This is a genomic window from Clostridium sp. AN503 (assembly GCF_040719375.1).
Classification (GTDB): Bacteria; Bacillota; Clostridia; order Lachnospirales; family Lachnospiraceae; genus Brotaphodocola.
On the sequence record NZ_JBFDTP010000001.1, the window covers coordinates 360,991 to 376,299 of the forward strand.

The 15,309-nt window shown below is 52.6% G+C and carries 13 protein-coding genes and 1 pseudogene; 1 reads left to right on the forward strand and 13 read right to left on the reverse strand.

What is annotated here, in order from left to right; all coding sequences use genetic code 11:
- Window positions 1-70: 70 nt before the first annotated feature.
- On the reverse strand, window positions 71-970 hold the full coding sequence (gene srtB, locus AB1I67_RS01515; protein ID WP_367028058.1) for a class B sortase: 900 nt from the start codon (window positions 968-970) through the stop codon (window positions 71-73).
- A gap of 241 nt (window positions 971-1,211) precedes the next feature.
- On the opposite strand from srtB, the gene AB1I67_RS01520 reads away from it, so the two are divergent.
- On the forward strand, window positions 1,212-2,429 hold the full coding sequence (locus tag AB1I67_RS01520; RefSeq protein ID WP_367028059.1) for a bacterial transcriptional activator domain-containing protein: 1,218 nt from the start codon (window positions 1,212-1,214) through the stop codon (window positions 2,427-2,429).
- A 77-nt stretch (window positions 2,430-2,506) separates the two neighbouring features.
- Here AB1I67_RS01520 and AB1I67_RS01525 read toward each other — a convergent pair whose 3' ends face one another.
- From AB1I67_RS01525 to AB1I67_RS01580, 12 genes and pseudogenes are all read right to left on the reverse strand, one after another.
- A complete protein-coding gene (locus AB1I67_RS01525; protein ID WP_367028060.1) occupies window positions 2,507-3,244 on the reverse strand; it encodes a hypothetical protein in 738 nt (245 codons plus the stop codon).
- A gap of 117 nt (window positions 3,245-3,361) precedes the next feature.
- On the reverse strand, window positions 3,362-4,438 hold the full coding sequence (prfA, locus tag AB1I67_RS01530; RefSeq protein ID WP_367028061.1) for a peptide chain release factor 1: 1,077 nt from the start codon (window positions 4,436-4,438) through the stop codon (window positions 3,362-3,364).
- A gap of 14 nt (window positions 4,439-4,452) precedes the next feature.
- Window positions 4,453-5,385 (reverse strand): peptide chain release factor N(5)-glutamine methyltransferase, encoded by a 933-nt coding sequence (gene prmC, locus AB1I67_RS01535; protein WP_367028062.1) that lies wholly within the window; start codon window positions 5,383-5,385, stop codon window positions 4,453-4,455.
- Window positions 5,382-6,329: a DUF1385 domain-containing protein gene (locus AB1I67_RS01540; protein WP_367028063.1), complete on the reverse strand. Its 948-nt coding sequence runs from the start codon at window positions 6,327-6,329 to the stop codon at window positions 5,382-5,384. The genes prmC and AB1I67_RS01540 overlap by 4 nt, the downstream gene beginning before the upstream one ends.
- 77 nt (window positions 6,330-6,406) lie before the next feature.
- A complete protein-coding gene (gene rpmE / locus AB1I67_RS01545) occupies window positions 6,407-6,610 on the reverse strand; it encodes a 50S ribosomal protein L31 (protein ID WP_367028064.1) in 204 nt (67 codons plus the stop codon).
- 136 nt (window positions 6,611-6,746) lie between these two features.
- Window positions 6,747-8,156, reverse strand: coding sequence for a transcription termination factor Rho (gene rho / locus AB1I67_RS01550; RefSeq protein ID WP_367028065.1), 1,410 nt, complete (start codon window positions 8,154-8,156; stop codon window positions 6,747-6,749).
- A 214-nt stretch (window positions 8,157-8,370) separates the two neighbouring features.
- Window positions 8,371-9,705, reverse strand: coding sequence for a replication-associated recombination protein A (locus tag AB1I67_RS01555; RefSeq protein ID WP_367028066.1), 1,335 nt, complete (start codon window positions 9,703-9,705; stop codon window positions 8,371-8,373).
- 22 nt (window positions 9,706-9,727) lie between these two features.
- Window positions 9,728-10,507, reverse strand: a complete 780-nt coding sequence (locus AB1I67_RS01560; protein WP_367028067.1) for a polysaccharide deacetylase family protein — start codon at window positions 10,505-10,507, stop codon at window positions 9,728-9,730.
- Between the two features lie 239 nt (window positions 10,508-10,746).
- On the reverse strand, window positions 10,747-12,102 hold the full coding sequence (locus AB1I67_RS01565) for a tagaturonate reductase (protein ID WP_367028068.1): 1,356 nt from the start codon (window positions 12,100-12,102) through the stop codon (window positions 10,747-10,749).
- A 360-nt stretch (window positions 12,103-12,462) separates the two neighbouring features.
- Window positions 12,463-13,724, reverse strand: a pseudogene (locus AB1I67_RS01570) (zinc-binding dehydrogenase).
- 41 nt (window positions 13,725-13,765) lie between these two features.
- The gene (gene pfkB, locus AB1I67_RS01575) at window positions 13,766-14,695 is read right to left on the reverse strand and encodes a 1-phosphofructokinase (RefSeq protein WP_367028069.1); all 930 of its coding nucleotides are present in this window, start codon (window positions 14,693-14,695) and stop codon (window positions 13,766-13,768) included.
- Window positions 14,692-15,171, reverse strand: coding sequence for a PTS sugar transporter subunit IIA (locus tag AB1I67_RS01580; RefSeq protein ID WP_367028070.1), 480 nt, complete (start codon window positions 15,169-15,171; stop codon window positions 14,692-14,694). The genes pfkB and AB1I67_RS01580 overlap by 4 nt, the downstream gene beginning before the upstream one ends.
- Between the last annotated feature and the right edge of the window lie 138 nt (window positions 15,172-15,309).

Sequence of the window (15,309 nt, forward strand, 5' to 3'; positions counted from 1 at the left end):
TTCAATTAAGGAATCTTAAAACTATTATGAGGATTCTCTTTATTTACGGCGCTTTGAAGGGCAATTTGGGCTACGGCGCCGCCGGAGCCGAAGACTGTGACGGCATCGGCAGCCCCTGACCATCCTGGACCGGCACCAGCGGGGGCACATTTTTATCGGTCCCTTCCACGACCTTCCCATCCTCGTCCACCTCTACTGCATACAAAAGGGTCCTGGCGTCGTTCAGTTCATAGCTGCAGGTCACCAGCACAAACATGGAATCCACCGGCACCTCCGGGATTTCGGCAAAACTGCAGGGCGCCAGCCGTTCATCCAGCCACTTGTCAAAGGATTCCCGGGACGCAAATCTGGTCTTCCGCACAATCCCGTTTGAATCGGCATAATAACAGGCCACCGCTTTTAAATGGATCGTGCGCTCCGGCGTATAGATCTCAAAATACTGGTGGTCTTTAAAGAATTCTTCTTCTTTAAACTTCACCACATCCTTAAACATGGAGCCGTCCTTCATATGATGCCCATAAACAGGGTTATTCCATCCGGAAAAATCGGACCGGCTGTCGCAATCCAGATAGACTGTACCGTATATGCTGTCCTTTCCCTCAAAATCCGTGTGCAGGTATTTCTCATTGTCCGCCGCCTGCACAATGGGATAATCGATCCTCGTATCCGGTATCCGGATCCACCCCACCGTATCCGGGTTCTCCGCCTGCAGCGCCTCGAAATCGATCGGCGATACATAGGGAGCTTCTGTCTCCGGCTCCTGGGCCTGCGTAATACTTTCACTTTCGCTCTCTGTCTCCTCTGATGTCTGGGATGCCAGCTGCGCCAGGCTCTCCTCCTGCTCCTTCTGCCGCCGGGCTGCCGCCTGCTCTCTGATATAACCGATACCGCTGACAACCATCACCAACAGCAGGATTCCTATGATAATATTGCGGACGGAGAGTACCTTCCGCTTTTTTTCTTTGTCCATATCTTAATCCTCCTACGGATTTTCTTTCCTAGATTATAACCGAAGCCCCCTGCAGATACAACTATTTTTCCATTAGATGGATATATTAGCCTCAAATTCCATAAAAAAGATAAAAATTAAAAATTTTCATATTTCTCTGGACTTATTTGTTATTTTTTTATATGATAAAGATAATCAAGGTTACAATGTTTTTATTTGTAGTTACATAACGAGGCAAAGTATAGCAGAAAGAGGGATTTACATGAATAACATAGAAAACATCACCGCATCCGTCCAGATGCTCGGCGGATTCCACCTGACTATCAACGGCATTACCATCAGCGACAGGAGCAGCCAGGCAAAAAAACCCTGGAGCATCCTGGAGTACCTGATCACCTTCCACAACCGCGAGATCGCCTGCAGCGAACTGATCGACCTGATCTGGTCCACCAAAGAGAGCGCCAATCCAAACGGCGCTTTAAAGACGCTTATGTTCCGCAGCCGGAAGCTGTTGGAGCCATTTGGTCTGCCCACCCATCAGCTCATCATTCAAAAGAGCGGTACTTACGCATGGAATCCTGAGATCAGGCTGACGGTAGATACGGATCAGTTTGAGGAGCTGTGCAAGCAGAGCAAGGCCGATTCTCTCACACGGGAACAGCGTCTGGAGCTTTTGATGAAGGCGCTCGACCTGTACAAAGGGGATTTCCTGCCCAAATCCTCCTGGGAGGCCTGGGCGCTTCCCATCAGCACATTTTATCACTCCATGTACCTTCAGGCCGCCCACACAGCGATCGATCTGCTGCTGGATCAGGCGGACTGGACGCGCATCATCGGACTGTGCCAGCGCGCTCTGGCAGTGGAGCCTTTTGATGAGGATTTCCATTATTACCTGATCTATTCTTTATTCAACAACCGGGAACAGAACCAGGCGCTGGAGCATTACCAGCACATGACGAATCTTTTTTACAATGAGTTTGCCATCACGCCGTCCCAGCGGCTGAAGGACTTATATAAGATGATCCGCAACCAGGAACACGGCATCACCACGGATCTGTCCATCATACAGGAATCCATGCGGGAAGCACAGCGGTGTGACGGCGCATATTTTTGTGAATTTTCCGTTTTCCAGGATATATACCAGTTGGAGCAGCGCTCTATCGAGCGCACCGGAGATTCGGTCTTCCTCTGCCTGCTGACGCTTCAGGACGAACACGGGGACCTGCCGAAGCTCTCTGTCATGACCCGCGGAATGAATCATTTGCAGGCGTCTATCCAGTCCTCTCTGCGCCGCGGGGATGCCTATACCCGGTACAGCGTCAGCCAATATATGATCATGCTGCCCACCGCCTCCTATGAGAATGGGGAAATGGTCATAGCACGCATTGTACGGAACTTTAAAAAGGCTTATACACGCAAGGACTTAACAGTCAGTTTTTCTCTGCAGCCGATCGTTCCGGATATAGAAGATATACACTAGCATGCAAAAACCAGCGGGCGCTTCCGTTCCGCTGGTTTTCTCTTCATTGATATCTAAGACTATTCAGGAGCGTCATCTCACCCGGCCGACTCTTCCCACTCTTCTTCATCCCGGGCCGCTTCCCCGATCAGCTGCACCAGCTCCAGGAAACTGCGGAATGACTGCTGACAGTTCCTCTCTTTCCAGTAGAGGACTCCCTGACAGGCATGATGCTCAAAAAACATCAGTCTGAGCAGAAACGTATTCCTACGGCCACCGCAAAACACCTGGCAGACCGCAACATTCGGAAGAATCTCCTGGATGCACGGCCAGGACTGGCTGTCCGTAAGGACAAGGGGCAGATAGCGCTCAATGATCTGCCGGCATCTCTCCTCCCGCTGCATATCAGGAGCAGCCATACCGGAATCCAGATATTCCACAAGCTCCAAAAAACTGTGGAACGCAAAACGCTGTCCGTTCTTTCTGTCATACAGGGTTCCCTGCCAGCTGGCATTCTGCCGGTGCCGGATCCGAAGAAGGTAAGTACCCTCGGCGCCTTCACGCCAGGCCAGCTTCTCCCCGCACTTTTTCTGCTCTGCCGACCGGTTTCGTGCTCTCCCGAAAAAGCGCTTCTTCATCACTTCCCCCGGATAATGTATCTGTCCCAATATCTGTTCCACAACTTCCGTCATCTCCAAAAAGCTGCCAAAATGCCAGCCCTGGTGTGATGCGCCGTGAAACAGCATACCATCCACGCCATCCTCGCCTCTGCGGTCCACCGCAACGGTAAAGATCCGTTCTTCCTCACTTAATCTGCTTCTAACCGAAATTGCCATATGGCTTCCCCCGTCCGTCTTATCTGCCAGTTTACTGACTTTATTATAGCGGACAGCGGTTACAATCCGGTTACGTTTTATACTTTTATTATATTTCTATCAGATTCATGCAATCCATTATGCAACTTCATTCATCTTTGCCAGCTTTGCGGCCTGGTCGGCAGCGATGCAGGCATCCAGGATCTCCTGTATATCACCGTTCATGATCTTATCTAACTTGTACAGGGTCAGATTGATCCGGTGATCGGTGACACGGCCCTGTGGGAAATTGTAGGTGCGGATCTTCTCGGAACGGTCTCCGGTCCCGATCTGGCTGCGGCGCTCCGCCGCCTCCGCGTTCATCTTTTTTTCCATCTCTAAGTCGTACAGCTTGGATCGCAGAAGGCGGAACGCCTTTTCCTTGTTCTGGAGCTGGGACTTCTCCGTCTGGCTGTAGATCACGATCCCTGTAGGGTTGTGGGTCAGACGCACGGCGGAATCCGTGGTATTGACACACTGTCCGCCGTTGCCGGACGCGCGCATGACGTCGATGCGGCAGTCGTTCATATCGATCTGGATATCCACTTCCTCTGCTTCCGGCATCACTGCAACCGTCGCAGTGGAGGTATGGATCCGACCGCCTGATTCCGTCTCCGGAACACGCTGCACCCGGTGCACACCACTCTCGTATTTCAGTTTGGAATAAGCGCCCTTGCCCGTGATCATGGCCTGGACTTCTTTAAATCCGCCAATGCCGCTCTCACTCAAGCTGATGATCTCTACCTTCCAGCGCTGTGCCTCCGCATAGTTCACATACATACGGTACAGCTCCGCAGCAAACAGAGCCGCCTCATCGCCGCCTGCTCCTGCACGGATCTCCAGGATGATGTTCTTGTCATCGTTGGGGTCCTTGGGCAGCAGCAGGATCTTAAGCTCCTGCTCTAAGTCCTCCACGCGCTTCCTGGCGTCTGAAAGCTCCTCTTTTGCCAGTTCCCGCATCTCCTCGTCGCTCTCCTCATCAAGAAGCGCCAGGCTGTCCTCGATGTCCTGCTTTGCCTTTTTGTATGCCCTGTATGCTTCCACGATAGGCGTTAAGTCTGCCTGCTCCTTCATAAGCCTGCGGAATCGGTTCTGGTTCTCCGTCACATTCGGCTCATTCAGCTCCTGCATGATCTCCTCAAAATGGATCAGAATATCCTCTAATTTATCAAACATGGGGGTCCTCCTGTTTATTCTCCTGTATCTACATGTTCCTGACGCGTTCCCGGCCAGACTGCGCTGACCACCCGGTCCTTGCCGGGCAGATCCCTGTATACCCGCACCTTTTGAAATCCGGCCTCTTCCAAAAGTTCTTTAACCGCGGCTCCCTGGTCATATCCGATCTCCAGATAAAGATGCCCGCCGTCACTTAAATGCGCCCCTGCGCCTGACGCGATCCTGCGGTAAAATTGTAAACCGTCTTCCGTTCCGTCCAGGGCCAGCAGCGGTTCGTGATCCCGCACCTCCGGTTCCAGAGTCTTTATGACCTCCGTGGGAATGTAAGGCGGGTTAGATATGATGACGTCAAACCTGCCTGAAAGCGCATGATCCGAAGCTTCAATGCCTGATGCCTCACAGTCCAGCGCATCAAACAGATCCCCCTGCAGGAACCGGATCTCATTACCTTCGCCCAGCAGGGCATCTGCGTTCCTTCTCGCTGTCCTGAGCGCTTCCGGGGAGATATCTGTGGCTGTCACCGAAGCGTAACCGCCCATCACTGCCAGGCTGACCGCGATACAGCCAGAACCTGTACACAGATCCAGCACCCTGTCAGACCTGTCCTTCTGTTCCTCAAGCACCAGCTCCACCAGGGTTTCCGTATCCTGCCTGGGGATCAGCACATGTTCATTTACATAAAATGTCATTCCCATAAAGTCCTGAGTCCCCAGAATATGCTGTACAGGGCATCGGTTTTTCCGCATTTGGATCATGCCGCGGTATCTCTCCATACAGGAAGCATTGGCGCTGTTCTCTTCCATTTCCTGAAGACGGTTCAAAAGATAATGCGCCGTATCCAGGGAAAATGCCGTCAGGAGAAGCTGCCTGGCGTCGGTCTCCGCATCCGGGTCACCCGCCAGTAAAAGCTCCTGGGCGCCCTCTGTAAAAAGCTGGAACAGGGTCATGGCTGGATCTCCGTTTCCGGGAAATTCTCCCGCAGATATGCCTTCCAGTCAAATACCGCTTCTACCGCCTCGATCGCCACCTCGATCATGCTGTCATCCGGCTCCTTGGTAGTCAGATTCTGCATCCACATCCCCGGCTTGCTGAGGAAATTCACAAGCGCGCTGTCGCTGCGCCCCGCCAGACGCAGAAACTCGTAGGACACGCCGGCGATCACCGGGATCAGCACGATGCGGCTGACGATCCGGAGCCATACATTGTCCACACGGATGACCATAAAGAACAGGATACTGATAATCATCACGATGATCAGGAAACTGGTCCCGCACCGCTTGTGCTGCTTGGAACTTTCCCGCACATGCTCCACTGTCAGGGTCTTGCCGTGCTCTATGCAGTTGATGCATTTGTGCTCCGCGCCGTGGTACATAAACGTCCGGCGGATATCCTCCATCCGGGAGATCAGCTTGATATATGCCACAAAGATCGCGATCCGGATCACGCCCTCCAAAACTGCCATCACCGTCTCCGACTGGATGACACGGCGGCAGGTATTTGCAATCACGAGGGGCAGCACCATGAAGATAGCGATCGCCATCAGGACCGAAAACACCATCACAAATCCCATCAGGACTTTTTCAAGCTTCTCGCCAAATACTTTGTTCAGCCACAGTTCAAACCTTCCCGGTTCCGAATCCTCATCATCCTCAAAAAAACTGGCTGAAAAGCTCAGCGTCCGCATCCCCAGGATCATGGAATCCGCAAAGCTGAACACACCGCGCACAAAAGGAAGGGCGAAAAACTTTACCTTCTCAGTCATGCTGACATAGGTATCCTTCTGGACTTCGATCTCACCGTCAGGCTTTCGCACCGCTGTGGCATAATTGTCTTTATTCTTCATCATAATTCCTTCAATGACGGCCTGGCCGCCGATACCGGAATATTTCATATAATCTCCTTTAAAAAAGAAAGGTTGAGCCAAAGTGTCTCCACTTAAGTCTCAACCTTACTTCGCTCTTGCTATGCTTATGCGTTAACGCCGTATTTCCTATTGAACTTATCGATACGACCACGTGCGCTTGCAGCCTTCTGCTGGCCGGTGTAGAAAGAGTGGCACTTGGAGCAAACCTCCACGTGGATCTCCTTTTTGGTAGAACCGGTTACGAACTCGTTGCCGCAGTTGCAGGTTACCTTTGCCTGATAGTAAGCTGGATGGATTCCTTCTCTCATGTCTTTCACCTCTTAACTTTTTCGATTATATCATTGTGATCATCTAACAGTCATCTGACGTACTGTTAAAATCACCTCACGTCTATAAACAGCTTTGTTAGTATAGCATAGAAGCCCGTTCTTTGCAAGAGATTTTTTAATAGAAACGGATTTTCTTTGCATTTTCCACAAATTCGCGGTTGTTCCTGGTTTTTGCAAACAGATCCAGGACGCGCTCTACAGAATCTTCCGGTTTGAGGGTATTGGTGGCCTTGCGGATGATATCTACGGCCTCTGCTTCTTCTTTGGTCAGCAGCAGGTCGTCGCGGCGTGTGCCGGACTTCAAGATATCGATAGCCGGGAAGATACGCTTCTCGGACAGCTTGCGGTCTAATACCAGCTCCATGTTGCCGGTACCCTTGAACTCCTCGTAGATAACATCGTCCATACGGCTTCCGGTATCCACCAGGGCTGTCGCCAGGACAGTCAGGCTGCCGCCCTCACGCATATTACGCGCTGCGCCGAAAAACCGCTTCGGCATATGCAGGGCCGCCGGGTCGAGACCACCGGAAAGGGTTCTTCCGCTGGGCGGGACCACCAGGTTGTATGCCCGTGCCAGACGGGTAATGCTGTCTAAGAGGATGATGACATCTCGTCCATGCTCCACCAGTCGCTTTGCACGCTCCACTACCATCTCGGAAACACGTTTGTGACGGTCAGGAAGTTCATCGAAGGTGGAGTAAATGACTTCTACATTATCCCCAACAACAGACTCCTTGATATCCGTAACCTCCTCAGGACGCTCATCGATCAGCAAAATGATCAGATGCATGTCCGGATGATTGGTGGTGATCGCCTGAGCCACCTGCTTGAGCAGTGTGGTCTTACCTGCTTTTGGCGGGGATACTATCATACCACGCTGGCCCTTGCCGATCGGGGACAGCAGATCCAGCACACGCATGGCCATGGACGTATTGCCCGGAGTCTCCATATGCAGACGCTGATTCGGGAAAATCGGGGTCAGGTCCTCGAAATTCGGACGGCGTTCAATCACGCTGACCGGATACCCGTTGACATTGCGGATGTACAACAGGGCGGCAAACTTCTCTGCAGCCGTCTTGATCCTACGGTTTCCGGAAATGATATCTCCGGTCTTTAAGTTGAAACGGCGGATCTGGGACGGCGCCACGTATACATCGTTCTCACCCGGCAGGAAGTTCTCGCACCGGATAAACCCGAATCCATCCGGCATAACCTCCAGAATACCGTTCGCCTCAATGCCGCTGTCAAGCTCTGCAACCTCCTGTGGGCTTAAGGATTCCGGCTGACGGGGGGCAGGTCTGGCCTGACGGCGGTCGCTGCTTTCTGTCTTCGTCTCAGTTGCCGGCGTACTGGTCTTGGGAGTCGGCGGCGCTACTGCCGTACGCACAATCTCCTCCTGCTCTGCAATCCTGCACAACTCGTCAATGATCTCTGCTTTGCGCATCGTGGCCGCTCCCTTTACCCCCTGGGCCTTTGCCATCTCTTTTAACTGGGTGAGCGGTAATGTCTGTAATTTCTCTCGCATATAATCTCTCCATTCCATTATTTATTTTATACATAACATTTGATTTCAGTTATATTTTTTCTTTGTCTTTCAATTTCTCTTCCTAATAAGGGGTAATTAAAGATACCAGAAAATCCTGATCACGGATTTTTAGGGAACTGTGCGGCACAGTTCCCATCCCGTATGCTAACATTATAAAACTATTTTCTGGAAAAAGAAAGTACTTTTTATGATTTTACGCATTTTTTGCGGATTCCCGAAGGAATTCCAGGTGTTTTCCGATCTGTTTTTCATAACCGTTCTCCGTCGGACGGTAAAATCGCTGCCCTTCCATGCCGTCCGGAAGATACTGCTGCTGCACATAATGGTTGGGGTAATCATGGGCGTATTTGTAGCCGGCGCCATGCCCCAGCTTTGCCGAGCCTTTGTAATGGGAATCCTGAAGATGCACCGGCACCGGCATATTCCTCTGGTTCTGCACGGCGTTCATCGCCTCAAATATGGCATTGCACGCCGCATTGCTCTTGGGCGCAGCCGCCACATAAGCCACCGCCTGAGCCAGGATGATCTGTGCCTCCGGCATGCCGATGCGCTCTGCCGCCTGGGCCGCGCTGACCGCCACAGTGAGAGCCTGCGGGTCTGCATTGCCCACATCCTCCGACGCACATATCATGATCCGGCGCGCAATAAATTTGATATCCTCACCCGCATACAGCATCCTGGCCAGATAATAGACCGCCGCATCAGGGTCAGATCCACGCATACTTTTGATAAATGCAGAGATCGTGTCGTAATGGTTGTCCCCGTCCTTGTCGTAGCGGACCGCGCGCTTCTGAATGCACTCCTGGGCCACCTCCATGGTGATATGGACCTTACCATCCAATGGGTCCCGGTCTGTGGTCATGATCCCCAGCTCCACCGCGTTTAACGCCGCCCGGGCATCCCCGCCAGCCACATCTGCCAGGAAATCGGCAGCATCCTCATCGATCACCGCATGGTAGCTGCCCATGCCTTTTGTCTCATCTGTGACTGCGCGGCAGATCAGCTCCTTTACATCCTCTTTTTCCAATGACTTCAGTTCAAAGATGCGGGAGCGGGATAAAAGCGCGCCGTTCACCTCAAAGAACGGGTTCTCCGTGGTCGCGCCTATCAGGATCAGGGTGCCGTCCTCCACAAAGGGAAGCAGATAATCCTGCTGGCTTTTGTTGAACCGGTGGATCTCATCCACAAAAAGGATCGTCTTTTTTCCGTACATCCCCAGGGCGTCCTTCGCCTCCTTCACCACTTCCTCCATATCTTTCTTACCCGCTACGGTCGCATTGATCTGGCGGAAGCTGGCGCTGGTGGTATTGGCGATCACTTTGGCCAGGGTGGTCTTGCCTGTTCCCGGCGGGCCGTAAAAGATAATGGACCCCAGCTGGTCCGCCTTGATAGCCCGGTAAAGCAGTTTGTCCTTTCCGATAATGTGTTTCTGCCCCACCACTTCCTCCAGCGTCGTGGGACGCATCCGGGACGCCAGGGGCGACTCTTTTTCCTGGGTAGTGCTTCTCATATAATCAAACAGATCCATGTTTATCGCCTCGTTTCTATGTTCAGTCTATTACCAGCTCATCTACTGTCACGAACCGGTAGCCTTCTGCCTGCAGCCTGTCGATCAGCTGCAGAGCCGCCTCCACCGAAGTGGGAAATATGTCATGCATCAGGATAATATCGCCTTCCTTCACCTGCTTTTCCACCCGTTTTACGATCCTGTCCGTGTTTTTTAATTTCCAGTCTAGGGAGTCCACAGTCCAGAATACCGTGGTCAGATTCATCCTGCATTCCAGGTTTTCATTCCAGTCGCCGTAGGGAGGTCGCAGATACTGGGGGCGGTCCCCGGTAATATCTTCAATGATCCCCTCCGTCTGCTCCACCGCCCGGCACACCGCATCCTCGCCCGCTTTTGTGAGCTGGATATGCCGGTAACTGTGATTGCCGATCAGATGCCCTTCCTCCTGCATCCGGCTCACCAGCTCCTCATTGCCGGAAATGCTTTCGCCCATGAGAAAGAACGTGGCCTTGACTCCGCGCTCCTTTAACCCGTCCAGAAGCATAGGCGTATAGGTCTTATGCGGGCCGTCATCAAAGGTCAGGGCTACGGCCTTAACTGGTTTCGGCGCCGACTCTTTCCCACCGCCCGCAGAGGCGTCCGCCTGTACATCCTTCATCCATGCGCTGTGGGGCAGCTGTTCTATCTCCCCACTGCTTCCGGCAGATACCTTTTGCCCCGGCTGCATGACCCCCATCGCCGCTCCCAATATCGCCCCGTCCAACAGGACCACACAGACCAGCGCTACCGCCTGTTTTCGGAAATCCCACTTCCAGATCCTCATTCAACCGCCCCTTTTGACAGGCATATGCCTGGTATTTTCCCAAAAATCCCTGTCATAGTATATGCGGTGTTTCCGGCTGCAAGTACCGGATCGGGCAAGATCACACTTGCACATACCTGCATTATATCATCCCGCCTGACAGCTTTCAAGAATAACAGGACGGCCATGCCTGCTTTGGCATGACCGCCCTGTATCAAACGTATGGAACGTATCAAATTTACTATGGTTGATGTTCTATTTTATGCCAGCACTGCGTCATATGCTTTGCCCATGCCCTCTTTCTCAATCATGTCATACCATTTTTCCACTACCGGAAGCATATCGCTCAAATCCTGGCCCCAGTACTCGGTCTTTGCCAGGATCTCCGCAACGGAGGCATCCTTCATGAACTTCATGATATCCTCGCTGTCATTGGCTTCGTCAGTGCGGTAGAACGCGATCAGGGCAGCCAGGGAGAATGTCAGTCCCTGCGGGTAATTGCCAAACTCCTCTTTGTACTCCAGGATCGTCGGCAGTACTCTTGCCTTGAACTTGGAAACGGAGTTTAAAGCAATGGAAAGCAGCAGGTGCTTGATGAATGGATTGGAGAAACGCTCCAGTACCGCTGCGCCGAACTTCCGGTTGTCCTCGTTGTCACCGATCGTCGGAATGATCTCTTCAAAGATACATTTCTTAAGCAGTGCAGATACCTTTTCATCCTTCAGGCACTCACCCACGGTCTCCAGGCCATACAGACGTGCGCCCAGCACCATGGAAGTATGGGCGCCGTTTAAGATCCTTACTTTTCTCTTCTTGTACGGATCAACGTTGTCGGTCCAGATCACGTTGAAGCCAGCCTTCTGCAGCGGCAGCTCGTCCTCATGCTGCCCCTGGATGACCCACAGATGGAAGATCTCTGCGGTATCCATCATATTGTCCTGCTCGCCGATACGCTCGCACAGGGCCTCATGCTCGTCACGCGGGAAGCCGGTAACGATACGGTCTACAAGGGTCGAGCAAAAATCGTTCTCATTCTTCATCCAGGCCTTGAAATCCTCGCCCAGATTCCAGAGGTCCGCATACTGCATGCAGCACTTCTCCAGCTCCTCACCATTGTGGTCGATCAGCTCACAGGAGAGCACGATAAATCCCTTCAGGCCCAGTTTGTATCTCTTATATAAAAGCTGGGTCAGCTTGCCCGGGAAGGACTTGGCCGGAGCGTCCTCAAACCGGTTCTCCGGGACGAACTCGATACCCGCCTCGGTGGTATTGGAAACGATAAAACGGAAGTCCGGGTTCTCAGCCAGAGCCATATAGCCCTCGTTGTCCGTATAAGGATTGATGCATCTGGAGATCACGTCGATGTGGGTGTGCTCATCCACCACCTGGCCGTTGTCGATCCCTCTCAGGAATAAGTTGTACTCGCAGTTCTGCTTCTCCAGCATCTCGCACATGCCGCGCTCGATCGGCTGTACCACTACAACGGAACCGTCAAACAGGTTCTGCTCTTTTAACTTCTGAAAGAAATAATCCACAAAACCACGCAGGAAACCGCCTTCGCCAAACTGAATCACTGTCTCTTTTTTGCTCATCGCCTGAAACCTCCACTTTTTCATTTTGTTATGTTGTCTTTGATTTCTCTTATTGCCGTTTTTCCTGTCGGTGCCGCCGGCTGAGGTTTTAAAAACCGAACAAAATGTAAGTGCTTACATTTTGCCATGCAGTTACAGGATGTAATACTTTGTAGCATTACTATACACCATTTGTTTGCTTAATGCAATAGGTTTTGCAACTTTTTTGTAAGCCCTTACATATTCTGTTCGTTTGTCATGACCCGTTTATGCCTTCATCTCGTTTTTGCCGCGCCGCAGGACTAACAGGGAGAAAGCCCGGAGTATCCAGGCTATCTGGAAACTCCGGGCTTTCTCCCTGTTCATCTTTGCCTATCTGATCTTTATCTGCTTCTTATCCGGCGCTTATCTGACGCCGAAGTGATCAAACAGGATCTTCTCTGCTTCCGCGTTCCACAGTCCCCTGTGCGCCTTGCAGGAATCACTCAGCTTTTTAAAGAGCGGGTCGCTCTCCCCCAGCTTCTCAAAATCGTCTATTGCCGTCAGCGGCATTTCAAACTGGGTATAGGTCAGCTTCTTGCCTCCCGGTATGGACGGCAGGCATTTGGTCGCCTCGGCGATACTGTCGATGCCGCCCACGTGGGTGACCATGACGGCCGGTTCGATGGCGCCCTTGGCCGCCAGGCTGTTGGCCTCGATCAAATCGTCCGTATTCCCGCCTGTAGTACCAAGGAGGTGGGTGCTGGTGTAATGCACGTTATAGAGATTGATCTCCGCCTTAAACTGGTTGTCGGTGGGGCCGGCAAAGAAGTTCATGCAGCCGTCAAAGGCCAGCAGCCTGTCTCCCATCTCCGCCACAGGCCTGACCGGGACATAGACGAACACATCATCGTAACCGTGTCCCTCCGTCATATCCAAAAGCTCCTGGACCGGATCGTCCATGGCTGCCGTGTTCACATAGAAAAGTTCCACACCCTTCTCTCTCACAGACTCCTCGGAGATCACCTCTCTGGCCCGTGCGATCTTTGCATCATCCACATCGGTCACCACAATGCGCTTCGGGCGGTTCTCAAACTGGATCCCGTAGCTAACGGCTCCCAGCCCCATCGGCCCGCATCCGCCCATGATCAGGATATTGCCGTTTTCCTTCGTCCCCATGGCATGCTGATAATTCTGCTTGTTGGTGTGATAGTTCGCATGGTAGCCGCCGATAATGCAGCTCATGGGTTCTCCCAGGGACGCCTCAAAATAGCTCTCCCCCTCATAGGGAAGCAAACACCCCAGCTCCATCACCTCCTGCGGGATAATGCAGTAAGTGCAGGCTCCGCCGAAAAACTCATAGGAATATCCCGGCGACGCCAGGCTTCCTTTGTAGTTTAGGGCCAGCGCTGCGCAAATTTCTGTCCGGGTTTAAACTGGTCCTGCCACTTTTTCCCGACCTTCACAATATCTCCCGCAAACTCATGTCCGATAATGACCGGGTTCGTATCGATGTTCTGCGGCGCCCGTTTGTGCTTTTTACCCTGCTTTACTAACTTGTAGGTAGACATGCAGATGCTGTCGCTCATCACCTTCACCAGGATCTCATCGTCTTTGATCTCCGGAAGTTCAAATTCCTCCAGGCGCAGATCCATCTCTCCATACATTCTCACGGCTCTTGTTTTCATAATAAAATTCCCCTTTCTTTCTCTTCACCTTATCTCATCATTTAGATTTCCGATAATTCCACCGCTGACGCCAGCTCATCGACAACTCCCCTTGCCGGCGGCTTCGTCCCGATGGTCGTGACCGCGCCCGCCGAGGTCGCCATAGCCAGGCGGATCGTCTCTTCCAGACTTAACTTTTGTCCCCAGCTATAAGCGAGGGCCGCCACCATAGCGTCGCCTGCCCCCACGGTAGAATGTGCTTTCACACTCAGTCCCGGGCATCTGACGGTTCTTGCGGCCGTCAAAAACAGCGCTCCCATCTGTCCCAGGGAGATGGCCGCAAACTCTGTCCCCTCCTTCAAAAGCCTGCGGCCCATGGCCACCAGCTCCTGCTCTGACGCCCGGTAATCCAGATGGTAATAAGCCTCCAGCTCCACACGGTTTGGCTTGATCATATCCGGGTGCGCTTCCAGTGCGTGCACAAACAGCTCCCCGTCCGCATCCATCAACACCTTTGCGCCTTTTTTGTGCACACGCTCCGTAATATCCCTGTAGATTGTCTTCGGCACGCCTTTCGGTATGCTGCCGGCCAGGACAAAAAGGGTGTCCTCCCCTGCGTAGCCCTCCAGCTTCTGCATCAGACGCTCCAGCTGCTCCGCACTCACCTCCGGCCCCGGCTCATTTAGCTCCGTCACCTCTCCACTGTTTTCCACCACCTTTAAGTTGGTCCGCGTCTCCCCATCCACGTACACAAAATCTGTGGCGATCTGCCATTCCTTTAAAACGCCCTCGATGGTCTCCCCCGCCTTGCCGCCAAGAAATCCCGTGGCCAGACTGTCGCCGCCCAGGCTTTTGATGGTCTTGGAAACGTTGATGCCCTTTCCTCCCGCATCCATCTCCACATGGCTGATACGATTTAAGCCGCCGTGCCGCAGCCTTTCTATGTCCACGGTCTTGTCGATGGCCGGGTTCATTGTCACGGTTATGATCATGCCGCCTCTCCTTTCTCCGTAAAGGTCTTATAAATCTCTTCCCTGGAACTTTTTACCACCTGTTCCACCGCCTCCGGCTCTGACATCTTTTCTGCAATGATGCTTAAGATCTCCAGATGATCCTCCCCAACGCCTGCGATGCCGATCACCAGCTTCACTTCCTCGCCGCCCCAGTCCGTCCCTTCCGGAAACACCATCACCGCAATGCCCGAACGGCGGATCTGCTTCTTCGCCTCCTCCACACCGTGAGGGAGCGCGATCCCGTTTCCGATATTGGTGGGAAATGTCAGCTCCCGAAGCAGCATTGCCTCCGTATAGGCCTCATCCACATAGCCGCTCTCACTGAGCATCCGCCCCATCTCACGGATCACCTCCTCCTTCGGCATCCTGCTGCAGCCAAGCCGGATATTTTTCATCTCCAGCAGCTCCGGCTTTTCCACTTTTGCCTCTGCCTTTTTCTTTCCAAAACCAAACATGCCTGACCTCCTTTTTTCTTTGCTCTGGCCTCCTGATGTCTTAATTATAGAGGGGTTTTACAGGGATTTTCAATTCAAAGAAACGGACATTTGGCGCCATGGACTAGTGCCAAAATTGCATAAAAAGAGCGCAGGGAC